Source organism: Methylobacterium brachiatum, from assembly GCF_020523825.1.
Taxonomy (GTDB): domain Bacteria; phylum Pseudomonadota; class Alphaproteobacteria; order Rhizobiales; family Beijerinckiaceae; genus Methylobacterium; species Methylobacterium brachiatum.
In genome coordinates, this window is sequence record NZ_JAJALK010000005.1 from 227,921 (window position 1) to 251,027 (window position 23,107).

Here is a 23,107-nt window from a genome sequence, read left to right on the forward strand (position 1 = left end):
GCGGTCGGGCAGATTACGGTGCGCCCAGGAGGGCCGCCTGGCGATACGCGCGGGGCGCCAGACCGTGGCGCTCCTTGAACCGGCGGGAGAAATGGGCCTGGTTGGCGAAGCCGCATCCATAGGCCAGGGTGCCGATCGGCACATGTACGAAGCCGCGATCGGATAAGCGATTGGCTGCGGCCGCGAGCCTGCGGTCCCAGATCCAATCCGAGATGTGCTGGCCGCGCTCGTGAAACAGCTCCTGCAAACGGCGCAGCGAAACGCCCATTGCGACGGCGAGTTGCGGGGGATCGAGGCTCGGGTCGCCCAGATGCGCCTCGACATAGGCCTTGGCGCGCTGGACGACGAGCGTGCCGTGGACGGGCCGGGGCGCCTCGTGGGCGAGCCGCTCGGCCAGGCAGGCCACGATCAGATCGATACCGATCTCCGACATACGGATGGCTGTATCCGGGGCGAGCTGACGACGGATCTTGATCAGATCGAGGAAGAACGTCCGCGCCAGGGACAGCGCCCCGACATCCGCCCCGACGGTCATGCTCGTAAACAGCCGAGCCGACCCGAGCACGCTTTCGAGCCGCTCGCGGGGAAGCTCCAGATACAGCGACTGATGGCCGGCGCTGGTTGTGAGAACACCCGGTCGGTGGTCGAGCACGACGAGATCGCCGGCGCGCTGCACCGAGGACCGATCATCCTGAAGGCTCGTCAGGACACCGGCGAGCTGGAAGGTCACGATCAGGGTCCCATCCTGACCTCTACGCTGAATCATGTCGCGCGATGTATTTGCGCGCACGGCGCCTTGCGTGAGGCGGGTCAGATCAAGGGACCCCACAGTCGCAGTCTCGATCGTGGCCTGGAACGGCACATCATCGAGCCGCTCCAACTCGATCGGTAGGCTGCGGTCAGATAGCGTTTCGCGCCAGATCTTGAAACTGTTCTCCCTATGCATTCCTTCCGTCGAAAACAGTGTCTGCATCGTTCTTGTCTGGCACGGCATCAGCAGATCGGGGTTTTAAAAACCCCGTTGCGATGACGGCGTCAAGTATCCGCACCGAATCCCCAGGGCTTCCGCGCGGGACCGAGGGCGACGACTGACGACAAAAATGACCGATGCCCGAGGCAGGTGGGTTCCGCTCGGTGTTCATTGCGCGACGTATGAGCTGCAGGATTGAAGCCTTGTCGCAGCGGCACGAGGTCTTCCGCTTCGCCGGGGCCTGGACCGTGCCGGGGCAGACGGCGAACACAACGGGATCGCACTGTCGGCTCGCGGTGCAACGGCGCGCAACGGGCGCGATCGGACCGAGCAGGCCAGCGTCCGCCCGATTCCGCGTGGGGTTTCGGACCGGCCTGCCCCTGTCTTGCCCTACGCTCAGGCGTGTTTTCGCCCGATCGGGTCCAGCGCTACGGTTTGGGCTTCTGGCTCGGCGGAGCCGCCTGGTCGGTCTGCGGCTCCATCTTGGAGGAATCCGCCTTGGTGGGCGTGTTGTTCTCGGCCTTCTTGTCATCGCAGCCGGTCACGCCGATGGCGAGCAGGGCGATGAGGGCGAGGGGCTTGAGGGCGTTCATGGCGGTCTCCAACACGGTCCCGTAACGGGCGCAGAGAACGCCGGGTGGATCAGGACCGTTCCGGATGCGCTGCTCCGTGCGTAAGCCAGTCAGTGAAGCTGAGGCGCCGTGCTCAAGCCGATACCGTGTGGCGCAAGGCCCGAGGCGATCCGCCGGCGCTCGGTCGGGCCGCAATGCTCGTCCCGGAACGCAAAGACGACCATGCCGGTGCGTTCGCAGATCACGCTCACGGATGTCGCACCGTTCCGGGTGTGCTGGCGGGGGTACTGCGCCAGGGCATGTGCGGTCGCGGCTTCGAGGCTGCGCGGCCAAAGCTTGGCGGCGACAACCCGGTGATCCTTCAAGAATTCAATCCTGTAGGCCACTGGCGTCCTCCATTTTCGATCACCATAGGCCCATCGTCAGGCCGCGACATGCAGTCGAACCGCATATCTTCGCACCGACACATGCAGCCTGCACACCCCGCGCGCGGGGTTCGGATGGGCGACGCCGCCTGTTTCGCCGACAATGGAGCAGTATTTGAATAATATTTTGCAATAATAATTTAATATTTTAGACAAATGGGCGCATCTCGAATATATACGGCAGATTGTCGGCCATCGGACGCATATGAGTTCAAGCAGGGCCCGCAAACCCTCATCTCCCAAAGCAATACTTAGCGGTGGTCAACCGAGGCCGGTCGTCGCTCGTGGCCGCGCCGGCAACACCGAAGCAGCTTGTCGCCACGAGACTATGCGGACTGAGGTGAAGACCGAGGTGGCAGCACGCCACTCGATCGGCTGCCCGGCCAGACGCGGCCTGGGCTTATTCCGGGTTGACGATCGCGTCGGCCAAGTCGCAGGCCATCGGTCAGAATGTGGATCTGGAGGCCCCAGGCCATCGCTCCAGTGCGCCGTCGGCCAGGGACTCACCAAGCTGGCGAGGCTCAGTCGCGCTTTGGCCGTCAGGCTGCGAGGCCTCTCAGGATGACGCCCACTGCAACGAACGCCCCTGCCGAGTAGGCGACCGTGAAGGCGAGGTCGAACATGATCTGCGGTCGCTCTTTACGAAGGCACGGCCGGCCGGGGCCGGTGCTCCGCCGCAGGGGCGGAGCCAAACCGACAACCCAGAGCTGAACAATTAGTTTCTTGCACGCCTCTGGATTTAGCCCCCCCGACGCAACCGCGGGACGATAAGAGCTCCAGGAGCGTCGTGCCGATGTCGTGGATATCGGCCCGTCGCCCATAGCGATGGCGTGACCGCGGGAGCGAGCGAACCAAGCCAGGCTCGCAACATCCCGAGCTTGCCGACGGATCGAGTGCCCGCCCGTGCCGGCCCAGACTTGGCTGATCCCGATCCCGCGGCGGGCGATGCGGCGCCCGCGATGGCCGCGCTGTTGCGTTAGGCGTGGCCGCAGACCTTCATGAAGGGCCGTTTCCGCCCCACCGCCTCGACGCGCCGCAACCGGCTTTGTCAGCCGTTCTCAGTACCCATACTCTCCACGCGCGGGACGCTGGGGCGCACCATAACCTGGGCCGCGCGGCTGGACGCGAGCGCCGTAATCGATCTCGCGTTGCGCCCGTCGATTGGCCAAGGCGCGCCCTGCCAGACACCCGGCAACGGCCCCGACGACGCCACGCTCGGCCAGGTAATGACCCGCGAGCCCGCCGATAATGGCACCCTTGATACAGCCCTTCGCCTCGGCCGAGCCAATGCCGACCAGTGTGATGAGCGCGACCGCTGCCGCTTTAGCTATGACCCGCACGATACCTCTCCCAACCTGTGCCGGACCAACAGCGCCGTTTGAAAGACGTTCCTCGGACGCGCAGCCGTCCGAGCGCGCTTGGGACGAATAGTGAGTCTGCGCGCCCGCAGGCGGCGTCGGGGACATTCTCAGTCACGAGAGGGACGTCCTTGAGCGGCCTATTGGCGATCGCAATGAATGCCGCTGGTTCCCCCGGATAGATTGGCTGCTGCATCTTTCCGGACTAGTTCTCGTTCAGGGCGACGTGCAGCCGCGCGCGGGTCCTCGGAGAGCGAATTCATGCCCTTTATCGAGCAGCCGAACGCGGAGGGCCACCGGCGGTGACGGGGTCCCACGCTGAACCCGACAAGGTGGCGGAGGTCGCCAGGCTGGCGACGGCTATCGCCGACCGCATCCTGGAGCAGAACGCCGCCGGCACGACGATCCCGCCGGAGCAGTTCACCATGCTGGTCCGGGCCGCCCGGATGCTGCTGGATAACGGCGCGCCCTGGCCCGCCTCCGTCGACCAGGTCGTGATGGAGGTCGCCAAGCGCATCGAGCAAGACGAAGCGCGGCCCGACCATGGTGCGGCCGCGTCTGAGGGCGACGATGCCGTGACGCACCTGACGCGGTTTCTCGGCGCGGTGAAGCGCTCCTGATGCGGGAAGCCTGGGGCCGCAATCCCGAATCCGAGGCTTGAGATCCCCCCGCTCGACAGCCGCGATCGCGACCCGTCCGACTTTGCCAGCTCCTCACCGCCGGTGGCGCGCGTAGAGCCTTGCGGCGAAAGTCCGCGCTCGGACGTTGGGGCGGACAGCTGCGGCCAACGGTTTGGCGATCGAAGCCATCGTGAGCGAGCCCGATGATGCGTCCAGCGCGGGTCCGGACCCGGCCCCTCCGCTTCCGTCGCAGCGTCGTGCGTGATCTGCGGAACCGGATCCGGTTCGCCCTCGTCGGCCTGCTGGTCCTCATCGGGCTGCACGTGGCCGCGATGATCGCCTTCGAGGGGCTGAGCCTCGGCGAGGCGGTGTGGCTGACGTTCACCACCATCACCACCACCGGCTACGGCGATCTCTCCGCCAAGACCCCCACCGGGCGGGCCGCCACCATTGTCCTGATCTACCTGTCCGGAATCTTCCTGCTGACCCAGGCCGGCGGTGCCTTCTTCGAATTCCGGATCCTGCGGCGTGAGCGCAAGCGTCGAGGCGAGTGGAGGTGGGACATGCGCGACCACATCGTCTTCGTGAACGCCCCGGCCGACGAGCCCGGCGACTATCTGCGCCGCCTCCTCGACCAGTTGCACCGGTCGCATGCCAACTTCGCCGGCGTGCCGTCCCTGATCCTCACCGAGGCTTTCCCGGACGGCCTGCCGCCCGATCTCGAGGACGATCCGCTCATCGTCCAGCTCAAGGGGCGCTTCGACGATCCCGCTGCGCTGGAAGCGGCCGGTGTCGACCATGCGCGGGTGCTGGTCATCCTGGCCGAGCAGGAGGGCGAGCGGTTATCCGACAGCCGAACCTTCGACATCATCCATCGCCTGCGCGAGCGGGGCATCAAGGTGCGCATCGTCGCCGAGTGCGTCGATGACCTGAACCGTGCGCGCCTGAAGCGGGCCGGGGCGTCGGCGATCGTCAGGCCCCTGCGCGGTTACCCGGAGATGATCGTCCGGGCGATCGTGGCACCCGGCACCGAATGGATCATCGAGCGCCTGTTCTCAAGCGAGGGTGACGAGTGCCTTCGCTTCGACGTCACGGTCGCCGATATCGTCTGGGCGGATGTCGTCTCCGCCATCCTCGCCGGAAACTTCGGCACCCCGGTCGGCTACGCCGATGAGGAGGGCCTGCCCCACAGCAATCCGCCGCCCCACAGCGTCGTGACGGCTCAGGCGCTGTTCGTGCTCGTGGGCGAGACGCAGCGATCGACCGACGCCGCGCTTCAGGGGCTGCTCGACACGCTTGCCAGCCGCCGGAAGGCCTGAGCGCGACGAGCGGGCGCAGGAAAAAGCCCGCCGCGATGGCAGATCCATCGGGTGGGCATTAAGCCGCGAACAGAGGTGTCACCGGCAGGCGTGAAGCCGCCGCCACCGTTCCAGGCAGCGGTGACGGCGGCAAGCCACGGCCGGACCGATCCGGCCGTCGACGCGGCCCGGCGCGTTACCCTACTTGCTGCTTCCCCCGCCGCCGCCGCCTTGAGGCGCGGCGCGCTCAGGCTGGTTCGCATTCCCGGCCGAGGACGAGCTGTTGGACCGCGTATCCGCCGGCTGTCCCGTCGGCGACGCCGTCACGGCACCATTGCTGCCGGTGGTGGAGTTTTGCGGGGTGACCACGCCCGAGGCGCCCGGATTTGCCGGCGCAGGAGCCGTGGTGGGCGCCTGTGCAGAGGCCTGCCCAGCGAGCAGAAGGCTGGAAACGGCGGCTACCGTGAGAACGCGAATGAGCATGGGGACCTCAGCGTGATCTGGAGGGTAAGGGACGCAGGGACGAGCGCCTTTGCTAGTGCCGGGCCCTTCGCCGTTGGACCCAGGTCATCGCGGGGCGTCGCATAGGGTGGCGCCGCATCCGAACGTCGGTGCGCAGGGCGAACGGTGACGAGACGCCCGCCCCCGGTCCGGCGGGAACAGCGGCAGCGGGAAGGCTCAAGCCGGCCAGGCCGGCACCGGCGAGCGCGGCGAGAATGAACAGACGCATGGCGGCCCTCCTGGCCTCGGCGCAGCAGGACGGCGTCGGCTTATGGGGAAGCCCCGACACGCGGTTCTGGTTCAATGAGCTTCCGTTGCCGCGGCCATCGTCCATCCCCAGGCACAAAGCATCACGTCGCCGCGGCGTGCGCAGCCGCGCGAATGGGCCCGGTCCGACGAGCCAGCCGCGTGATCGGCCGGCCCTGATCGCGCTCATCGTCAGGCCTCGGGGACCAGTGCCCAACTCGCGCGTTGGCAGCCTCATACAGTCCCGCCTGGAGCGTCCGATGCTCGTCCGATCCGCACTCCTTCTGATAGCCTTGACGTCGGGCGCTCACGCGGCCGCGTTCGACGACGTGAAGGGATATCTGGCGTCCTGCCTCCGGTTCGAGATGAACGGCGCCGATGCGCAACGGGGGGCGACGCCGGCATCCCGGGTGCGCTTCGCGCTGGAGCGGTGCGGGCCCGAATTCGATCGCCTCGAGCGGGCGGACGGACGGCGCCTCCGCAGCGATGGCGGGATCAGCCCCTCGACCAAGGCTGTGATCGAGAGCGTCATGGGCCGGAGCGGGAACGGCTTCTCCGCCGTCCGGTACTGACGATCCGACCGCTCCGACGGGGGCCGGTGGGTTCGATCCGGCCACCGCAGAGGGGGCGTCTCGGCCGTTCACTCCGGCTGCTGCGTTTCCGCTGGCGCCTTCTCGTCGGCCGGGGCGCGTGTGCCGCCGTGCTCGATCGTCCGCTTCACCTCATCGTTGCGCGGCGTGCCGATATCACCGGGCTCCGACGCCCCGAGCGAGCGCGGGCCCTGTGAGGTCCCACGGACCGGTGCGTCCTCGTAGCCGCGCTCGCCCGGTGGCGTCTCGGCGGGGTCGGTTTCGGAGCGCTTCGGGTCGATCATGGTGGCGTCACCCTTCGTGTCGGTCTTCGGGCAGCGGGCAAGCAGCCCGGCTCACGTCGGCTGCACCTCGGTGTCCTCGACGGCGGGATCGTCCTCTTCCGGCACGGTCGGCTTGGGCGGCGGCTCGATCTCGTCGAGGCGGGACGGATCCTCGATCAATGCGCCCGGATCCTCGCCCGGCATCGGGGTGTCAGCCTGAATCATGATGTGCGCCTCCGTGGTATCAGCGCTACGCTCCGTGAGCCCGGGCGTTCCCGTTCGATGCAGCTGTTCCCACTCTGTCGAGCGATGAGGCCCTGGGGGGGCCTGGCCGGTGCTGCGCTGGCGCGCCCCGTGTTCGCGCGCTCCTATGAGGGGCCAACGGTGTCGGCGGCAAAGGCCTGCCGGGATCCGAGAGGCTTCGGATGGCCGGTCGTGCTGTCGCGCGCCGTTTGTCGCTCCATCTCGGCGTTCAGCTCAGCGCCGAGCAGGACGATGACCACCGACAGCCAAATCCAGGTCATGAGCCCAACGCCGGCGCCCAGCGAGCCGTAGATCCGGTTGTAGCTGTCGAAGCTGGCGACGTACCAGGAAAACAGCGCTGAGGCGCAGACCCAGCCGAGCGCTGCGACGAAGCTGCCCCAGCTGACCCAACGCCATTTGGCCTCCCGCCGGCTCGGCCCATACCGATAGACCAGCGACAGGCCGAGACTCACGAGGATGAGGAGGGCCGGCCAGCGCAGGATCCGCAGGAAGGTGTCTGTCCGCGCGCCCAGGCCGATCTGGTTCAGCAGGAGGGGCAGGCCGACCAACATGCCGGTGGCGGCGACGACAATGAGGATCCCGCTGAGCGTGAACAGGAAGGTCGTCGCGTAGAGGTGCACCAGGGTCCGCTTCTCACGCTCCCTGTAGATCACGTTGAGCGCGTCGAAGAGCGCGCCCACGCCTGAATTCGCGCTCCAGAACGCGATCACAAGGCTGACCACCGACGCGGCGCTGAGCGTTCCGGTGCTTTGCTTGGTTATGCGCAGGAGCTGGTCGGCCAGGAGTTCGAGCACCCCGTTGGGGAGAACGCCCGTGAGCAGGCTCAGATGTTGGCTCAAGACGCTCGGGTCCGAGAAGAGGCTGTAGAGCGAAACGATCGTCGCGAGACCCGGGAAGGTCGACAGCAAGGTGAAGAAGGCGACGCCCCCGGCGGTGGAGAGGACACGGTCCCGGGGCACGGCCCAGAACACACGGTAGAGAATATCGCGCCATCCCGGAACCGGGATCTGCGTGGGCCGATCCGCCATGCGGCCGTGGCCCGGTTCGCGCGCCCGTGCGTGAGCCGCCTGGATCGCCGCGTCGTCAGGCGTGCGCGTGCTGACCGAGCGCCAGTCCTCACCGTCTGTCTCGTCTGGAGTCATGAGGCCCGCCGCGCAGGATAGCGCGGATCCTGTAAGCCGATTGCCGGTCTGTCCAGTGCGGCCGCGGGCCCGCCGCCTGCCCGGGCATCGCGCCCGTGAGCTCCGTCTCCCGAGCGGCATCGACCACGACACGCCATGCGGCGCGCCCGGATGAAATCGTTCCGCAATGCAGCGTGTTCGATCGCACCGCACATCACGGGCCGATCAGGCATCGTCATTGCAGATGGTTTCGACGGGCTTCGCTGAGGCCCCCACACGAGGAATGGAGCGCACGCTATGGTCTTGAAGGGCTTCTCCTACGCGATGATCGGCGCCTTCGCGGGCGGCCTGGCGATGACGGTGGCCGGTTCGGCCGGGGTGCTGTTCGGCATGTGAGCCGCCGGCGCCTGGCGGGCGCCCGGTCGGAAACTGACGGATCTGCGGCGGGGTGAGAGCCCCGCCGTTTTCGTGTGCGGGCCTGGGCCTAAGACTATGGGCGCCAGGCGGGCAGATCCGTCCAGGCCTCGCGGACGTATTCGAGACGCTGCGCGGCGCGGGCGGGGTCGATCTGTGCGATCTGCTCCAGGACATCACGCATGGCCTCGGATCCACCCAGCGCGGCAGCCGCCTCGCCCTGGCGACGCATCGCGGAGCGGTGGGCTCGCATGGCGGGTCCCGCCTTCGGTCCGGCTTCGATCGCCTCGAGCGTCCTGATCAGGGCGGCCACGATGGGGGCGGCCTCGCGCCAGGAGGGGGCCGGCGACGGGTCGAGCTCGGGCGCGGAGCTCGGTGCCGGCGCCGCGAAGTTGGTGGTCAGCGGGCGCTTCATGAAAAGGCTCCTCAGACGCTGGAAGAGGGACTGATAAGCGCTCTCAAGCGTTGGCACAGGGGGGCGCGCGTATGGCCCGGAGGCTTTGACCGCGCAGGTCCGGCACGGGGAAGGTCTCACGCCCTATCCTGCTGGGTCCAGGCGTTGCGCCCGGCGCGCGCACGACGCCGGCCGGGCCTGTGGTGATCGGCAAGGATCCTGTCCGGCCCAGGCGCGCCGAAAAGGCTGCCGCCCTCCTGTTCCGGGTCGAGCCGCCTGACGGCCGGGACCGACCATTCCGTCCGCCCATCGCTGATCGCCATCCCGTCCGGCCAGGAGACCATCTGCGAAGCGGGTGCCGAAGCCCTCCGGATGGCCCGAAACGGCATCCGCCTCAGGCGTGTTCCGGAACACGTCGGCCCGGAAAGCCTGGGCCTACATCGGATTCACGCCGCGACGGCAGTCGCGAACCCGATGGAGACGACGATGACCTGGACGAACCGCATCACCATAGCCGCGGCCCTGATCGGCGGCGCTGTCGCGCTGATGACCTACGCGCAGGCGCTGGGCCTGCCCGCTCACTTCGCCTGAGTGGGATGGAAAAGCTCCGACCCGGTTCGGGCAGGGCGTCGGTGGGCCTCGAACGCGGCCATCGCCTTGTCGGCGACGGCACCGTCGGCCGTCCGTCGCTTGTCCCATCGCACCCGCAGGGCCCGATCCGGCGTGAGGGCGCGAGGGGCGCAACGGGATCGCCGCGCCCCGAGATCGGGCCTGGTGGCGTATCAAGCGATAGCCTGAACGAGCGAAACAACGCCTCTGTGACGACCTAAAGTATAGTACTACAAATGCCATCCAGTTCGGATTAATACATATATTCGATGTCTAACTTGTGGTGTGTATTAGAGTTCATTAACCGCCACTCGCCATAGACCTATGTCGTAGCTCTGCTGTGAGGTGCGGACGGCCATATCGCGCGTTAAGGCGCCGGGCCGGGCGCGACGCGCCATGGCACGCTCACGCATGCGCAGCCTCGGCGCAGCTCGCGGTAGGATCTTATGGCACTTCGCATCGGCACGCGCATACAAGCCATGACGCTGACCGCCCTGGGCGGCATGGCGGTCCTGATCGGGCTGTCGACCTGGGATATGTCCCAAACGGTCACGGATGCCCGCGAGCTGAAGACCCGCGACCTCGTCGAGACCGCGCAGGGGGTTCTCACCTATTTCGAGGGCGAGGAGCGCGCCGGCCGGATGAGCCGCGATGCGGCGCAGCACGCAGCCGTGGCAGCGGTTCAAGGCCTGCACTACGCCGGAAGCGAGTACTTCTGGATCCAGGACATGCAACCGCGCATGGTATCGCATCCGAAGACCGAGCTGATCGGCAAAGACATCGGCGGGATCGTCGACCCGGCCGGCAAGCACGTATTCTTGGATGTCGTCGAGCTGGTGAAGCAATCGGGCGCAGGCTTCGTCCCATACCTGTGGCCCAAGCCGGGCCTCGACCAGCCGGTTGCGAAGATCTCCTACGTCAGGGGCTTCGCGCCCTGGGGGTGGATCATCGGCTCCGGCATCTATGCGGACGACACGGCTGCCCAGATGCGCCCGACCCTGATGCGTCTGCTCGGCGGGGCGGCCATTGTCGCGGCCCTGATCGGCATCCTGGCCACGCTCATCGGCCGCAGCGTCGTGCGGCCGTTGCGGGCCATGACGGAGTTCATGACCGGTCTCGCCGCCGGGGATCTCAGCCGCAAGGTGCTGGGCGCCGAGCGCCGCGACGAGATCGGCACGATGGCGGCGGCCGCGCAGGTGTTCAAGGACAACCTGATCCGCACCCAGGCGCTGGAAGCCGAGACGGCCCAGGCGCGTCTGGCCGCCGAGGCACAGCGCAAGGCCGGCATGCGCCAGATGGCCGATGGCTTCGAGGCGGCCGTCGGCAGCATCATCGGCCTGGTATCCGCGTCGGCCGCGAAACTGCAGAGCACCGCTCAAACGATGACCGCCACCGCGACCGAGACCGCCAGCCAGTCGATGACGGTGGCGGCGGCCGCGGAGGAGGCGTCCTCGAACGTGAACACCGTGGCGGCCGCCGCCGAGGAGCTGGGCTCGTCCGTGCAGGAGATCGGCCGTCAGGTCAGCGGCTCGGCCGAATTGGCGCGTCTGGCCGTCAGCGAAGCGGATCAGACCGGCGCGCTGGTTCAGGAACTCAGCACAGCGGTCGGCCGGATCGGCGATGTCGTCGGGCTGATCTCGTCGATCGCCGGCCAGACCAACCTGCTGGCGCTCAACGCCACGATCGAGGCGGCTCGGGCCGGCGACGCGGGCCGCGGCTTCGCCGTGGTGGCCTCCGAGGTGAAGGCGCTGGCCGAGCAGACCGCGAAAGCAACCAACGACATATCCGGCCAGATCGCGCGGATCCAGGCCTCCACCGGCGGCGCCGTGACGGCGATCGGCTCGATCACGGCGCGCATCCAGGAGATCAGCGGCGTTGCGACCTCGATCGCGGCGGCGGTCGAGCAGCAGGGTGCGGCCACCCAGGAGATCGTGCGCAATGTCGGCCAGGCGGCGGCGGGCACCGGCGAGGTGACCAGCAACATTTCCGGCGTCGCCGGGGCGGCCGAGGAGACCAGCGCGGCAGCGAGCCAGGTGCTGGGGTCGGCCTCGGAGCTGTCGCGGCAATCCGAGCACCTCGCCGCCGAGGTCGGGGGCTTCCTCGCCACCGTGCGCGCGGCCTGAGACGGTCGGGTTTTCTCGGGCCGCACCGGCCCGGGTCACCGACGGGGCGGCCCCCTTCACCGAGTGAAGAGGTAGCCCGCTCGGCCTCGATCGGCCGGCCTCCGCCTCAACGGCCCGATGCCGGCCTCAGGCGCCCCTGGGCCGAGAGACGAGCCCCGGCCTCCCGGCCGGATCGCTTGATCCGCCCCCGGCCGTTGCCGCCTATTCGTGGGGCTCGGTCGGCTCGACGCTTTGGCTCAATCGGCCGCCCTGGGGTGTCCCCATCGGGCTGTGCTTGTCGCCGCCGGTGGGACCCGATCCGTCGTTAGTCCCGGCGTTGTAACGGCTGGTCTCACGGCGCTGGTTCCGCGGCGGATCCTTATGCTTCGTGAGCGGCCGCCATGGGGCTGCCGGCGCGCCCAGACGGAGGAGCTGCGGAGAGCGCGTCAGCCATATGGCCATCACCACCCACGGGACAACGAACACCACGAAAGCAGTCAGACCCATGGCGCAAATCCAGATTTTGGCTAATGGATCTTGGATAAACGCGCCGAAAACTGTTTTTGATCCTTCGTGAAATCTGTATCCGTGCCGGGCGCGGCTGCCGACGGCGCACGCTGTCCCGGCCGACGGCCATGGACGGGCTGCTCGGCGGCCGAACGCGTGAGAGGACTGCAACAGCGCGTCCGTTTCACAAGGCCCTGGATAAACAGGGCTACGGTGCAACTCTGGGTGTTGAATGGCAGCAGCCACACTCGTAACAACCCAGCGAGGGTTCGTAGGCCCTCGTGAGAGTGGGCGCTTCTCATGGATGAGGTCGAGGAGCGGCGGCACGTCGTACTGCGCAACCTCGCCGTGCATGCCGGCGCGGCGCGAGGCCGGCTGCGTCTGTCCTTGGACGCCGCCGCGCGCCTGGCCTGCCTCGCGCCGGAGGTCATTGCGGCGATCGAGAACGGCAGCGGCTGCGCGTCCTCCCTCACGGTCGCGACACATCTCGCCCTGTTCCTCGGGCTGACCGAGCTCGGCTTGCCGCGCCCTCGGCCCGCCGGGATGGAGTAGCCGGTCGTCAAAAAACGCGGCGGGGGAAACTTCGGCCAGGCCGGTCACGTACCGGTCGCCCATGAGCGACATACACGACAAGCCGACCTCTCTGGATGCCGCGTTGGCGACGCAGATTCATGCTGCTCGCCTACGCGGCGCCTACTCGGTCGAGACGTTGGCCGCGCTCGCTCGGGTCGATGCCGAGCTGATCACCGCGCTGGAGAATGGCGCGCAGATCGCCGACGTCGGGGCCCGGGACCGGATCATGGATATTCTCGGTCTACGCCCGGATGGCCATCGCTACCCTGCCAGGTCGGTCGATCCCAATCTGCGCTCCCAGGGTTGAGCCTGCGCCCCGGGCTGCCTGTCTGCCGCGAGGTTTTGGTCCCGCCCCGCGTCGCGCTCGCGCTGAAACACCGCGATGCGGGCGTGTGGTTCGATGGCGCCGATCACGGCTCCGACGAGCTTGTCCCGGATAACAGCCGGTTGCTCGCTTAGCTCGGCATGCTCGGTCGCCAGGGCGAGGAGCCGAACGACCCCTGACGCGACGGCCTCAGCTTCACCAGCGAGACGCTGAGATCCGGCCCATGATCGCCTGCCGGCCCCGTACCGGGCCACCGCAAGAACTGAGCTATTGCAAAGGTTTCGGCCACGCTTGTGAGTAAGCGGGCTTGCAACAACCCATCATCGCCCAGCCAGAGACTATGCTGTGTCAGACGAATTCCGACAGCATCAGTTCCAGCTGAACATCGGCCAAGTAGTTCATGAGCCGATCAGCCATGCCGGGGCTCGCGCACTCGACCGAGACCGGGATGGGGAGGTCGGCCCGAGGAACGACGGCGATCACGGATTCGGCCTTGAGCGCAGCCTCACGCGCGGAAGACGCGGCGACGAGGCGTGCGCCCTGAGGAGTCTCGATCAGGATTGCGATGCTGGCCATGGCGCCTTCAACGAATGCACCGTCACGATCGTTTCGTCCTTTCCACATCTTCTTCGGTCATCGTATTGCACCGCCGCTCGAGGCCGCGGCATAGCGCGATCCACCGTCCGCCTCGCTCGATGCCCGCCGGCGGTACCGCTACGAAAAACCGGTGCCGCGACATGATCGGGCGGTCGGACAGTCGTGCATGAGCGGTCGGCCGAGCGGCATCATTTTGGTCAACGCGAAGGGGTCTGTGTGGCATGGCGCATGAGGGGCGACGTCCTCAATCTCGCATGGGCTTGGCCGTGGCGGTGGCCTTGGGGGTCGCGCTGGCCGGCGCCGGCACGATCGGATGGCGCTGGTACAGCTACGTGACGGCCGGCGCGTCGCCCTACGATGAGGTCGGGATTGAGGTGAACCGGCGCTTGCCCGAGCCACTCCGGGCATGGGGCTGCGCACGGATCAAGGAGCGGTTCCCCCGCGCCGTGCCGCCCTACGGATGCCAGCCGGGCCAAATCTGATTGGCTTGGCCCACTTCATCAGCGCGAGCGTGCCGCGCCTGTCGAGCCCATGAAAGGCCCGGGTCGGTCGATCGAGCCAGGGCGGCGCACATGCACCCTTCGGCAGCGGGAAGGCTGACGCGCCTGTGGGGTTCGGCCGCTCCCGGTCCGCGGACCGCAGCGGCGACGGAGGCGCGCGGCAATTGCGGGGTCCGCCGATCATCCCCCTTAGCTAAGCTTGGGAACACTCACGCCTGCGCGTCGTTCGGCGGCCTTGTTCTGGTCCTGTCGGCGCAGCCGCACCACGCACGAGAGCCGGATCCGGCCGCGCGGAGCAGACTGCCAATCAACCCATCGCCGACAGCCAGGTCTGAGACAAACGCCCGATCCAGGGGCCGGACCGACGCGATCCGGTCCCCGCGCGCAACCCGGATGCAAACCGGTCCACGCGCCTGCCCCAAAAGCCGGATGGATAAAATGCCCGCCCGGTTCGTTAGCGCGTGGACGAACGTCTCCGGTCAGGGCCCAACATGCGCAAACTCACTCTCCTCCTCGGTTTCATCGCCGTCGCGTCGCCCGCTCTCGCGGCGCCGACCGCGACGCGCGGTAACGAGGATCTGCAAACCTATTGTGCGGGCGACGCCATCACGTTCTGTGCCGGCATCGACCCGAACAGCCCGCAGATGGACGCCTGCTTCAAGAAGAACATGAGCCAGATGTCCCCGAACTGCCGCCGCGCGATCGACGCCTACAAGAGCGGGGGCGGGAAGTAGAAACACGCCCTGCAGTCTCAATGACTTACGATAGCGGAGGTCCTTTGTGTTCAGCCACGTGATGGTCGGCAGCAACGACATAACCCGGTCGAAGGCGTTCTATGACGCGCTCTTCGCGGCGACGGGGGGCGCCCCTGGCGTCGAGGACGCGCGAGGACACCTGGTCTACGCGCACCGGGGCGGACGCTTGCTCATCGGCAAGCCGATCGATGGAAAGGCTGCGGTCGGCGCGAACGGCGGCACCATCGGGTTCACCATGGACAGCCCGGAGGAGGCCAAGGCCTGGCACGATGCCGGCGTTGCCAATGGCGGGACCTCCATCGAAGACCCGCCGGGCGAGCGCAGCGGCGCGTCGGGTCCGATCTACCTCGCTTACCTTCGCGACCCTGACGGCAACAAGCTCTGTGCCCTGCATCGGATCGCCGGCTGACATCCGACCGTCTGGACGGGTGCCGACTTCCCCCGCCGACCCGGGATTGGTCCGGGCGGCGGGACCGACGCGATGAGGAGGCTGCCCAGCCGGATGGACCGCGTGTCACGTGGCGGTTTGTCTCATCGGCCGGGCGGGAAACGAAGGTCGAGCCGCTCGGTTCGCGGGATGGCACCCAAGCGCCGTTGGACGCCTCGGTGCACCGCTCACGACCCGGAGCTATCCAGGATGCACCGTCGCGAAATCCTCACCACGATGCTGGGCGCTACCGCTGCCCTCGCGATCACCCGCACCGCCATCGCCCAGGTCACCCCGGCCGGCGCGATCCCGTCGGGCGTCTATCTTCAGATGGCCACGACCGGCGGGATGTTCCTGGAGAATACCGCCCGCGACGCGCACGAGAAGACCAGAAACCCGGCGGTCAAGAAGTTCTCCCGCGCCGAGGTGATCGAGCAGGTCAACCTCTCCCGCAAGTTCGGGGCCTATACGGGCGGCGTCGGCCCGTCCGCGGCCGCTCCCGCCGGCCCGGGTGGCCTGATCGGGGGCCTCGTCGCGGCCCCGGTCGCCGTGGCAGGGGCTGCGGTCGGCACGGCCGCCGGCGTGGCGGGTGGCGTCACCGGCGGTCTGCTCGGAGTTGCACCGCCGCCCGGCGGGATGACGACGGACTCGCAGAAGGCGCAGATTCTCGCCCAGCTCAGCGCGATGCCGCCGGGCCCGCAATACGACGCCACGTTCGTGGCGCACGCGCTGCAGGGCCATCAGGAGGCGCTCATCATCCACGGGTCCTACGCCCAGTCCGGCGAGGATCCGGGCCTGCGCCGCATCGCCCGAGGGGCGCTGCCGTTGATCAACCTCCACATCGCGCAGCTGTCGCAGATGCAGGCCAGGATGGGCGGTCAGCCGGGCTGATGGTCCAGAGATCCGGGACCGGTCCCGCCTTTTGATCGCAGGCCTCCGGCCACGAGTTCGTCGGTTCAAAGGGGCGGGCCCGGTCCATGAGCCTCTCGGCGTCGTCCCGACGAAGGGCGGAAGCCGAGAGCGCCGGCAGGCGCCGGAACGGCGCGATGAACCCCCGGATGCGCTCGAAGGCGGCGGGAATCCTGTCCTGAAGGCAGGGATACGCGTCCGGTCGACCGCCGGACCCGGCAGCCGGTCCCGAGCCTCAGCCGCCACCGACCGCGCTCATCCGGCCGTGGGGCAGAGCGGGGACATGCGATCCTGCGCAGCGCTCTTGCGCCGGATGACGCGGATCAGCCGTTGCGGCGCCCGTCCCTCGCAGCGTCGCGACGCTGATCCTGCATCGCCCGACATTGCACAAACTCGGGCGTTCCGGGCTCGGCGCCGTAGCCCCGGCAGATCGCTTCGTCCTTCGCCGCGATATCCGCGTCGCTCATGAAGAGCTCGCCGCGTCCCGGGCGGTTGGCCGAGTTGCAGGCGGACAGGACGGCGGACACCGCCAGAAGAAGGACGACGCGTTTCATGATGCTCCTCACGTCGGATGAGCACCATGCCACCGCACCGTTGTCGATGACGCGGCCGCAACACACGCGGTCAGCTTGGCCCAAGCAGCACCGGCTGCCCCGTCAACGCGAAACCCGGTCAAGAACGACTTAACGGCCATTCCGGCCCGACCAGCCCGGGGAGGCGGCGCGGCTTGCTCAGGCAATCGCAAGATCCATCGCGCGAATGCTCTATGACAACCGCAACCCGATCGGGTGGGACACACGCGACGAGCTGCTTTATCCAGTCCGCGTGGAAGCCCGATGCCGCCCAGCGGCGCCATGAATACAAACATACGGATCGATCAGATGCGCAGACTCCTCCTTGCAGGCGCGGTCCTCTCATCGCTGTGCTGCCTGCCAGCCTTCGCCTTCCCGGGCGGATCCTACGCGGCGAGCTGCCGCCGCATCCACATGGAAGGCCCTTACCTCACGGCGCTCTGCGGTGATGGGTACAATGGCGCTCGCTGGAGCCGGATCTTCGCGCGCGACTGCGGCGGGACGGGCGTCAGCAACCAGCACGGCCACCTCGTGTGCGGCGGCTACTACCGTTAGGTCGTGAACCGATAATGGGTGGCACGATGACTTCGCAGCACCCCTTCGTAGCGGGAGCGCGCCCAAACGCCCACGATATCTGAAAATAGCGCTATTGCAGTGGGTTAAGGGGTAACTGGCGGAGAGGGGGGGATTCGAACCCCCGATGCCCTTGCAGGCATGCCGCATTTCGAGTGCGGTGCATTCAACCGCTCTGCCACCTCTCCGCAAGGTGCCTCGATGAGACGGGCGGTGCCTAGCACGCGCGCTCGGGCTTCACAAGCGATGTCGACGCGCCGGGCGCCGATCAGACGACGATCGTGATCGCCTGCGCGGCGCGGGTCAGGCCGGTATAGAGCCAGCGGGCGCGGTGCTCGCGGAAGGCGTAGGATTCGTCGAACAGGGTCACCCGGTCCCATTGCGAGCCCTGCGCCTTGTGCACGGTCAGGGCGTAGCCGTAGGTGAACTCGTCGGTCTCCCGGCGCAGGAACAGCGGGATCTCCTCGTCCGTGCCGGAGATCATCGCGCGCAGCACCTTGATGTCGGTGGCCCGGCGGCGCAGCGCCGGGTCGTCCTCGGGGACGACGTCGAGGCGGACCAGGTCCGGGCGCGGCGGGGCGCGCAGGGCCTGGACCGTCCAGGTCGAGCCGTTGAGCAGGCCCTTCACCCGGTCGTTGCGCAGGCAGACCAGCTTCTCGCCCACCGCCGGCATCGGGTCGGTGTGGCCGGCGAGTTCCCGGAGCCGGTTGTTGTAGAGGCGGCGGGTCTTGTTGAGGCCGACCAGGACCTGGTCGCATTCGAGCACCTCGGCCGGGTCGAGGGTGCGGCGGGAGACGATCCGGCTCTGCCCGTAGGTGCCGAGTTCCAGCCGGCCGCCCTCGCGCACCGTCATGGCCATGCGGACGATCGGGTCGTCCTTGGCCTGGCGATGGACCTCGGTGAGCATCACGTCGGGCTCGGCCTCGGTGAAGAAGCCGCCGCCCCGCACCGGCGGCAGCTGCGCCGGGTCGCCCAGCACCAGCACCGGCCGGTCGAAGGACAGCAGGTCATTGCCGAGGTCGGAATCCACCATCGAGCATTCGTCGATGATAATCAGGTCGGCCTTCGCGGCCGGGCCGGAGCGGTTCAGCGTGAAGGTCGGGCCGCCCTCCTCCGCCTCCTTGGTGCGGTAGATCAGCGAGTGGATCGTGGCGGCGTCGTAGCAGCCTTTCTGGCGCATCACCGAGGCCGCCTTGCCGGTGAAGGCGCCGTAGACCACGGTGCCGTCGACATCCTCGGCGATGCGGCGGGCGAGCGTGGTCTTGCCGGTGCCGGCATAGCCGAACAGCCGGAACACCTGGCTCCCGCCCGTCTTCCGCCAGGCGGCGATGGCCTTCAGCGCCGCGTCCTGCTGCGGCGCGTAAGCCGAGGGCAGCCCCGCGCTCACGGCCAGCGCACGGTCGGCGGCAGGGACGACAGGATCGAGGCGACGTTGCCGCCGGTCTTCAGCCCGAAGATCGTGCCCCGGTCGTAGAGCAGGTTGAACTCGACGTAGCGCCCGCGCCGCACCTGCTGCTCCTCGCGGTCGGCCTCGGTCCAGGCGGTGCGGAGGTTGTCGCGGACGATCTTCGGATAGGCTTCCAGGAAGGCGCCGCCGACATCGCGGGTGAAGGCCAGATCCGCCTGCGGATCCCCGGTCCAGCGATAGTCATAAAAGATACCGCCGATGCCGCGGGGCTCGTTGCGGTGCTTGAGGTGGAAGTATTCGTCGCACCAGGCCTTGTAGCGGGCATGGTCGACGCCGTGGGCCGCGCAGGCGCGCTCGAGGCAGGCGTGGAAGTGGCGGCTGTCCGGGTCGTCCTGGTTGCGCCGCCGCTCCAGCACCGGGGTGAGGTCGGCGCCGCCGCCGAACCATGCCTTGGTGGTCACGACGAAGCGGGTGTTCATGTGCACCGTCGGCACATGCGGGTTCCACGGATGGGCGATCAGCGAGATGCCGGTGGCGAAGAAGCGCGGATCCTCGGCGGCCCCGGGCATCTGGGCCCGGAATTCCGGGGCGAACTCGCCGTGGACGGTGGAGATGTGCACCCCGGCCTTCTCGAACACCCGGCCCTTCAGCATCGCCATGACGCCCCCGCCCCCGGGCTGGCCGGTATGGTCGGTGCGGTTCCAGGGCGTCTTCACGAAGGTCCCGGCGCCCGTCGGCGCGTCCGGGTGGAACGGTCCCTCGGCCTCGGCCTCCAGGGTCTCGAAGGCCGCGAGGATTCGGTCGCGCAGGGTCGCGAACCAGGCCGCGGCCTCGGATTTCATGGCCGTCACGTCGGCCTCGGACAGGGGGGCAGTCAGGGCTGCGCGGGGGTCGTCCGGCATCGTCATGCGCTAGGCTTTCCCACCGCGCCGATGGGGCGTCAATCGGCGGGTGGCAATTCGATTTGCCGCGCCGCCCGACGCCGCCTTCCCGGGCCGACGCGCCATCGCGGCGCACGGGCTGCCGGGCCGGTGTCCCCTTCGGCGGCGGGCGCTCTAGATCAGCCGGCCCCGCGCCGGTCCGGCGCCGCCTCGAACCGTCAGGACAGCCCGAGCCATGGCCGACACGCTCCGCCTCTTCACCTCGCCCTCCGCCTTCCCGAATCCCCAGCGCCTGCGCCTGTTCGCGCACGAGAAGGGCATCGCCCACCTGTTCGACGAGGTGATCTACGACATGGCGCCGGGGGGCGAGCAGCGGCACTGGCGCCATCTCAAGATGAACCCCTGGGGCGAGACCCCGACCCTCCTGCTTGCGGACGGGACCATGCTGTCGGAGACCGCCGCGATCGTGCGCTACCTCGACGCGGCCCATCCGGGGCGCCGCATCACCGGCGATACGCCCCTGGAGCAGGGGCTCGACACGATGTGGGAGAACCGGATCTGGGTGCACATCCTCTACCGCATCACCACGATGTTCCACGTGCTGCACCAAGGACTCGGGCCCAAGCTGGAGCTGACGCACAACCCGCAATGGGGCGAGCATTGCCGCAAGGAAGCGCTGGGGCATGCCGCCCTGGTCGACCGCCACCTCGCGGACGGCCGCGCCTGGATGCTCGGCGGCGATGAGCCGACCTTTGCCGACATCACGCTCTGCACGGCGATCGCCTTCTCGAAATTCCCGGTCTGCGCCACCCCGCTCGACGAGCGGTTCGAGCAGCTCGACGCCCTGTGGCGGCGCTGGCAGGCGCGGCCGAGCTTCAAGGCGGCCTATGCCGATGGCGGCAGCGGGCTGGCGGAACTCGACCCTCTCAAGACCGCGTAGGACGGGTCTCGGGTTTCGGTTCGGCGGATGCCCGGCGCCGAACCGCGCTTCCGCCTCAGCGCTGGCCGCTCTCGCCCACCGGCTTGAGCAGGCCGGTGGCGCTCGCCACCAGCTCGCCTTGCACGTCGCGGATCTCGGCCTCGCAGAAGATCACCGAGCGCCCGGCGCGGGTGACGCGGCCCTCGGCGAGCAGGACGTCGCGGCCCGGGGCGAGGAAGCGGGTCTGCATGTCGAGGGTGACGACCGGCCGAGCGGCGCTCAGCCGTGCGGCGGTGCCGAGGGCAACATCCAGCAGGGTGCAGATTACGCCGCCATGCGCGATGCCGAGATTGTTGGCGTGCTCGGGCCGCAGGGCCAGGCGCAGCCGGGTCCGGCCCTCCTGCACGTCCAGCGCCTCGATCCCGCAATAGGTCACGAACGGGATGTGGGCCCCGAAGACGGTGCCCTGTTCCGATGGTTGATCCACGCCGCTATCCCCAGATCATGTTCCGCCGACATCGTCATCGCGCGGGCGGTATACAATCCCACGCGGCCGATCCCACGGAGCGGGACGTGTTTCCGGTCTGTTGCGAGACCGGACAGGGATTTTCGCAGACGAAGCCCTCCGGTTGACGGCCCCGAAAGGCGTAACGCGCGCGGCCCAAAAGGACCCGATCCCGTTCAAGTGCGGCTCGCCGCTATCGGTTTGCTCGGGCGACGATTTCAGCTGCACCCGCGGCTTGAGTAATATGCGTGTTCACGACCGACGCATTGTGTAAGGAAACTCTCGACGACGACTTGATTTTGCTGCACAGACGATAGAACCGTGCACCACCGTCGGATAGAGGGAGTCATCGATGGACGACATCGCCACAGATCAGCAGCAGACCTTTATCGAGCAGGCATCGGACATCGTGTCCGCGTATGTCTCGAACAATTCCGTCCCGATCAGCGAATTGCCCGCGCTCCTGGCCGGCGTTCACGCGGCCCTGGCGAAGCTCTCCGCTCCGGCAGCCGCCGTCACCGAGACGGCCGACAAGCCGACGCCGGCGCAGATCCGCAAGTCGGTGACCCCGGATGCGCTGATCTCGTTCATCGACGGCAAGCCCTACAAGACACTGAAGCGGCACCTGTCGCGCAACGGCCTGACCATCGAGCAGTATCGCGAGCGCTTCGGCCTGCCGCGGGACTATCCCTCGACCGCCGCCAGCTACTCGGCCCAGCGTTCCGAGCTCGCCCGCAGCCTCGGCCTCGGCCAGCAGCGCCGCAAGTCCGCGGCGCCGGTGCAGGAGCCCGATGAGGAGCCGGCCGAGAAGCCGAAGAAGGCGACCCGTGCGCGCAAGGCCAAGGAAACGGCCTGATCGAGCAAACGGTCTGATCTCGAGAGACCCGATCCAGGGACCTCGATCAGACCGATGATCCCGGGCGGCGGCGCGCATGCGTGCCGCCCGGATCGCATGAGCCTTGTCGCAAGCTTCGCGGCCTCGGCGTCGATCAGGCGAAATCCGCCAGATCGTCGGCCACGTCCCCCGCGGCCCTCTCCGTCTCGGCCTTTTCGGCCTCGCTCTTTTCGGCCGTGTCGGCCTCGGGCCGCCGGCCCGGCGATGGCGGCCGACCGCCCTCCCCCGGCGTATCGCCGTCCGGCCCGTCGGTGGTTTTGTCCGGCACCCGGCTCGCCATTCTGTGCTCTCCCGTCGTTCGTGCGGTTGTCGAGCAAAGACATCAGTCTTGCGCCCGTTCCGCACCCGCCGCCACAGGGGTGCCGGCTGAGGGGCTGCCGCGGCCTTCCCCAAGACCTTGTAAGCAGAGCGCGATAACCCGAACCCGGGACGAAGCGCCGCTCAGGCCCGCTTCGCGACGCGCGCGACGATTGCGTAGGATGAACGCAGATTACGGCCACGGGAGCAGGGATTGGGCAATCGCTACGGGCTGGAGATTCGCGCAGCTGCGGGGCCCGACGCTGCGGGCCTCGCCGACCTGTTGGGCGAGGCGGGCGTCGCGGTCGGCGTGGTCGATCTCGCCGTCAGGCTCAACGCTCTCCAGAGCAGCGGCGGCACGGCGCTTGTTGCGGTCGAATGGGGGCCGCCGAGCGGGCTGATCGCGCTCAGTCCCGTCCGCACGCTGGATGCCCCGAAGGCCTTGGGCCTCATCACGATCCTGGTCGTCGCGTCGGATTCCCGCCGCAAGGGCATCGGCCGGGTGCTGCTGAAGGCGGCCGCGCGGGCGGCGCGGCAGGCCGGGTGCGAGCGGCTGATCCTCAGCGTCGGCCCCGGCCAGGATGCGTTGCACGCCTTCTGTCTGGCGGCCGGCTTCACCGGCGACGGGCAGATCCTCACGCGCCCGTTGCTCAAGCGAGGCTCCACGGACCCTTGAGATCCGCGACACCATGGGCGCAGCCAGCGGGCCGTATCGGG

At 68.3% G+C, this 23,107-nt stretch carries 27 protein-coding genes and 1 tRNA gene; 13 read left to right on the top strand and 15 right to left on the bottom strand.

The window, feature by feature from the left end:
- Positions 1–13 precede the first annotated feature (13 nt).
- From LGR69_RS13880 to LGR69_RS13895, 4 genes are all read right to left on the bottom strand, one after another.
- Positions 14–973 carry a helix-turn-helix domain-containing protein gene (locus tag LGR69_RS13880; protein WP_091862192.1) on the bottom strand — a complete coding sequence of 320 codons (960 nt, stop codon included), beginning with the start codon at positions 971–973 and terminating at the stop codon, positions 14–16.
- Positions 974–1,398: 425 nt separating this feature from the next.
- Positions 1,399–1,563, bottom strand: a complete 165-nt coding sequence (locus LGR69_RS13885; protein WP_163006132.1) for a hypothetical protein — start codon at positions 1,561–1,563, stop codon at positions 1,399–1,401.
- An 89-nt stretch (positions 1,564–1,652) separates the two neighbouring features.
- On the bottom strand, positions 1,653–1,928 hold the full coding sequence (locus tag LGR69_RS13890; protein WP_230366377.1) for a hypothetical protein: 276 nt from the start codon (positions 1,926–1,928) through the stop codon (positions 1,653–1,655).
- A gap of 1,097 nt (positions 1,929–3,025) precedes the next feature.
- Positions 3,026–3,307, bottom strand: coding sequence for a hypothetical protein (locus LGR69_RS13895; RefSeq protein ID WP_081496979.1), 282 nt, complete (start codon positions 3,305–3,307; stop codon positions 3,026–3,028).
- A gap of 320 nt (positions 3,308–3,627) precedes the next feature.
- Here LGR69_RS13895 and LGR69_RS13900 point away from each other — a divergent pair, with 320 nt between their 5' ends.
- From LGR69_RS13900 to LGR69_RS13910, 3 genes are all read left to right on the top strand, one after another.
- Positions 3,628–3,945, top strand: coding sequence for a hypothetical protein (locus tag LGR69_RS13900; protein WP_230366378.1), 318 nt, complete (start codon positions 3,628–3,630; stop codon positions 3,943–3,945).
- A gap of 257 nt (positions 3,946–4,202) precedes the next feature.
- Complete coding sequence (locus tag LGR69_RS13905; protein WP_230366379.1) at positions 4,203–5,264, top strand: ion channel; 1,062 nt, start codon at positions 4,203–4,205, stop codon at positions 5,262–5,264.
- 1,019 nt (positions 5,265–6,283) lie between these two features.
- Positions 6,284–6,562, top strand: a complete 279-nt coding sequence (locus tag LGR69_RS13910) for a hypothetical protein (RefSeq protein ID WP_230366380.1) — start codon at positions 6,284–6,286, stop codon at positions 6,560–6,562.
- 68 nt (positions 6,563–6,630) lie between these two features.
- Here the strand turns inward: LGR69_RS13910 and LGR69_RS13915 are convergent, their stop codons facing one another.
- From LGR69_RS13915 to LGR69_RS13930, 4 genes are all read right to left on the bottom strand, one after another.
- Entirely contained in the window at positions 6,631–6,864 is a 234-nt protein-coding gene (locus LGR69_RS13915; RefSeq protein WP_230366381.1) for a hypothetical protein, read from the bottom strand.
- A gap of 51 nt (positions 6,865–6,915) precedes the next feature.
- Positions 6,916–7,068, bottom strand: a complete 153-nt coding sequence (locus tag LGR69_RS13920; protein ID WP_007563507.1) for a hypothetical protein — start codon at positions 7,066–7,068, stop codon at positions 6,916–6,918.
- 143 nt (positions 7,069–7,211) lie between these two features.
- Complete coding sequence (locus tag LGR69_RS13925; RefSeq protein ID WP_091862160.1) at positions 7,212–8,249, bottom strand: YihY/virulence factor BrkB family protein; 1,038 nt, start codon at positions 8,247–8,249, stop codon at positions 7,212–7,214.
- Between the two features lie 469 nt (positions 8,250–8,718).
- The gene (locus LGR69_RS13930) at positions 8,719–9,057 is read right to left on the bottom strand and encodes a hypothetical protein (protein WP_007563513.1); all 339 of its coding nucleotides are present in this window, start codon (positions 9,055–9,057) and stop codon (positions 8,719–8,721) included.
- A gap of 1,034 nt (positions 9,058–10,091) precedes the next feature.
- Between LGR69_RS13930 and LGR69_RS13935 the strand changes: the two genes are divergently transcribed.
- From LGR69_RS13935 to LGR69_RS13945, 3 genes are all read left to right on the top strand, one after another.
- Complete coding sequence (locus LGR69_RS13935) at positions 10,092–11,768, top strand: methyl-accepting chemotaxis protein (protein ID WP_230366382.1); 1,677 nt, start codon at positions 10,092–10,094, stop codon at positions 11,766–11,768.
- Between the two features lie 786 nt (positions 11,769–12,554).
- Positions 12,555–12,806, top strand: a complete 252-nt coding sequence (locus tag LGR69_RS13940) for a hypothetical protein (RefSeq protein ID WP_007563520.1) — start codon at positions 12,555–12,557, stop codon at positions 12,804–12,806.
- Positions 12,807–12,867: 61 nt separating this feature from the next.
- Positions 12,868–13,134, top strand: a complete 267-nt coding sequence (locus LGR69_RS13945) for a helix-turn-helix domain-containing protein (RefSeq protein ID WP_007563522.1) — start codon at positions 12,868–12,870, stop codon at positions 13,132–13,134.
- A 366-nt stretch (positions 13,135–13,500) separates the two neighbouring features.
- Here the strand turns inward: LGR69_RS13945 and LGR69_RS13950 are convergent, their stop codons facing one another.
- On the bottom strand, positions 13,501–13,776 hold the full coding sequence (locus LGR69_RS13950) for a hypothetical protein (RefSeq protein WP_230366383.1): 276 nt from the start codon (positions 13,774–13,776) through the stop codon (positions 13,501–13,503).
- 964 nt (positions 13,777–14,740) lie between these two features.
- Here LGR69_RS13950 and LGR69_RS13955 point away from each other — a divergent pair.
- From LGR69_RS13955 to LGR69_RS13965, 3 genes are all read left to right on the top strand, one after another.
- Positions 14,741–14,983, top strand: a complete 243-nt coding sequence (locus tag LGR69_RS13955; protein WP_007563528.1) for a hypothetical protein — start codon at positions 14,741–14,743, stop codon at positions 14,981–14,983.
- A gap of 46 nt (positions 14,984–15,029) precedes the next feature.
- Positions 15,030–15,413, top strand: coding sequence for a VOC family protein (locus LGR69_RS13960; protein ID WP_230366385.1), 384 nt, complete (start codon positions 15,030–15,032; stop codon positions 15,411–15,413).
- Between the two features lie 228 nt (positions 15,414–15,641).
- Positions 15,642–16,322 carry a DUF4142 domain-containing protein gene (locus LGR69_RS13965; RefSeq protein ID WP_230366386.1) on the top strand — a complete coding sequence of 227 codons (681 nt, stop codon included), beginning with the start codon at positions 15,642–15,644 and terminating at the stop codon, positions 16,320–16,322.
- Between the two features lie 341 nt (positions 16,323–16,663).
- Here the strand turns inward: LGR69_RS13965 and LGR69_RS13970 are convergent, their stop codons facing one another.
- On the bottom strand, positions 16,664–16,894 hold the full coding sequence (locus LGR69_RS13970) for a hypothetical protein (protein ID WP_007563534.1): 231 nt from the start codon (positions 16,892–16,894) through the stop codon (positions 16,664–16,666).
- A gap of 327 nt (positions 16,895–17,221) precedes the next feature.
- Between LGR69_RS13970 and LGR69_RS13975 the strand changes: the two genes are divergently transcribed.
- A complete protein-coding gene (locus tag LGR69_RS13975) occupies positions 17,222–17,467 on the top strand; it encodes a CVNH domain-containing protein (protein WP_230366387.1) in 246 nt (81 codons plus the stop codon).
- A 116-nt stretch (positions 17,468–17,583) separates the two neighbouring features.
- Here the strand turns inward: LGR69_RS13975 and LGR69_RS13980 are convergent.
- The 3 genes from LGR69_RS13980 to hemF form a co-directional block, all read right to left on the bottom strand.
- Positions 17,584–17,673 (bottom strand) — tRNA-Ser (locus tag LGR69_RS13980).
- Between the two features lie 80 nt (positions 17,674–17,753).
- Positions 17,754–18,872 carry an ATP-dependent DNA helicase gene (locus LGR69_RS13985; protein ID WP_007563537.1) on the bottom strand — a complete coding sequence of 373 codons (1,119 nt, stop codon included), beginning with the start codon at positions 18,870–18,872 and terminating at the stop codon, positions 17,754–17,756.
- On the bottom strand, positions 18,869–19,801 hold the full coding sequence (gene hemF, locus LGR69_RS13990) for an oxygen-dependent coproporphyrinogen oxidase (protein WP_091860816.1): 933 nt from the start codon (positions 19,799–19,801) through the stop codon (positions 18,869–18,871). Before hemF ends, LGR69_RS13985 begins: the two co-directional genes overlap by 4 nt.
- A 208-nt stretch (positions 19,802–20,009) precedes the next feature.
- Between hemF and LGR69_RS13995 the strand changes: the two genes are divergently transcribed.
- A complete protein-coding gene (locus tag LGR69_RS13995) occupies positions 20,010–20,714 on the top strand; it encodes a glutathione S-transferase family protein (RefSeq protein WP_091860818.1) in 705 nt (234 codons plus the stop codon).
- 55 nt (positions 20,715–20,769) lie between these two features.
- Here LGR69_RS13995 and LGR69_RS14000 read toward each other — a convergent pair whose 3' ends face one another.
- Complete coding sequence (locus LGR69_RS14000) at positions 20,770–21,180, bottom strand: PaaI family thioesterase (RefSeq protein WP_230366388.1); 411 nt, start codon at positions 21,178–21,180, stop codon at positions 20,770–20,772.
- Between the two features lie 370 nt (positions 21,181–21,550).
- Here LGR69_RS14000 and LGR69_RS14005 point away from each other — a divergent pair, with 370 nt between their 5' ends.
- Entirely contained in the window at positions 21,551–22,054 is a 504-nt protein-coding gene (locus LGR69_RS14005; protein ID WP_007563545.1) for a Ros/MucR family transcriptional regulator, read from the top strand.
- 133 nt (positions 22,055–22,187) lie between these two features.
- Here LGR69_RS14005 and LGR69_RS14010 read toward each other — a convergent pair whose 3' ends face one another.
- Complete coding sequence (locus LGR69_RS14010) at positions 22,188–22,373, bottom strand: hypothetical protein (RefSeq protein WP_230366389.1); 186 nt, start codon at positions 22,371–22,373, stop codon at positions 22,188–22,190.
- Positions 22,374–22,604: 231 nt separating this feature from the next.
- Here LGR69_RS14010 and LGR69_RS14015 point away from each other — a divergent pair, with 231 nt between their 5' ends.
- Positions 22,605–23,066, top strand: a complete 462-nt coding sequence (locus LGR69_RS14015; protein WP_230366390.1) for a GNAT family N-acetyltransferase — start codon at positions 22,605–22,607, stop codon at positions 23,064–23,066.
- Positions 23,067–23,107: the final 41 nt, after the last annotated feature.

Bases quoted from the DNA above. Each gene is read 5' to 3' on its own strand.
- LGR69_RS13945 (WP_007563522.1), top strand. From the start codon at position 12,868: ATGAGCGACATACACGACAAGCCGACCTCTCTGGATGCCGCGTTGGCG.
- LGR69_RS13880 (WP_091862192.1), bottom strand. From the start codon at position 973: ATGCAGACACTGTTTTCGACGGAAGGAATGCATAGGGAGAACAGTTTC.
- LGR69_RS13915 (WP_230366381.1), bottom strand. From the start codon at position 6,864: ATGATCGACCCGAAGCGCTCCGAAACCGACCCCGCCGAGACGCCACCG.
- LGR69_RS13920 (WP_007563507.1), bottom strand. From the start codon at position 7,068: ATGATTCAGGCTGACACCCCGATGCCGGGCGAGGATCCGGGCGCATTG.
- LGR69_RS13995 (WP_091860818.1), top strand. From the start codon at position 20,010: ATGGCCGACACGCTCCGCCTCTTCACCTCGCCCTCCGCCTTCCCGAAT.
- hemF (WP_091860816.1), bottom strand. From the start codon at position 19,801: ATGACGATGCCGGACGACCCCCGCGCAGCCCTGACTGCCCCCCTGTCC.
- LGR69_RS13975 (WP_230366387.1), top strand. From the start codon at position 17,222: ATGCGCAGACTCCTCCTTGCAGGCGCGGTCCTCTCATCGCTGTGCTGC.
- LGR69_RS13940 (WP_007563520.1), top strand. From the start codon at position 12,555: ATGGATGAGGTCGAGGAGCGGCGGCACGTCGTACTGCGCAACCTCGCC.
- LGR69_RS13930 (WP_007563513.1), bottom strand. From the start codon at position 9,057: ATGAAGCGCCCGCTGACCACCAACTTCGCGGCGCCGGCACCGAGCTCC.
- LGR69_RS13935 (WP_230366382.1), top strand. From the start codon at position 10,092: ATGGCACTTCGCATCGGCACGCGCATACAAGCCATGACGCTGACCGCC.
- LGR69_RS13885 (WP_163006132.1), bottom strand. From the start codon at position 1,563: ATGAACGCCCTCAAGCCCCTCGCCCTCATCGCCCTGCTCGCCATCGGC.
- LGR69_RS13965 (WP_230366386.1), top strand. From the start codon at position 15,642: ATGCACCGTCGCGAAATCCTCACCACGATGCTGGGCGCTACCGCTGCC.
- LGR69_RS13970 (WP_007563534.1), bottom strand. From the start codon at position 16,894: ATGAAACGCGTCGTCCTTCTTCTGGCGGTGTCCGCCGTCCTGTCCGCC.
- LGR69_RS14010 (WP_230366389.1), bottom strand. From the start codon at position 22,373: ATGGCGAGCCGGGTGCCGGACAAAACCACCGACGGGCCGGACGGCGAT.
- LGR69_RS14005 (WP_007563545.1), top strand. From the start codon at position 21,551: ATGGACGACATCGCCACAGATCAGCAGCAGACCTTTATCGAGCAGGCA.
- LGR69_RS13950 (WP_230366383.1), bottom strand. From the start codon at position 13,776: ATGTGGAAAGGACGAAACGATCGTGACGGTGCATTCGTTGAAGGCGCC.
- LGR69_RS13925 (WP_091862160.1), bottom strand. From the start codon at position 8,249: ATGACTCCAGACGAGACAGACGGTGAGGACTGGCGCTCGGTCAGCACG.
- LGR69_RS13955 (WP_007563528.1), top strand. From the start codon at position 14,741: ATGCGCAAACTCACTCTCCTCCTCGGTTTCATCGCCGTCGCGTCGCCC.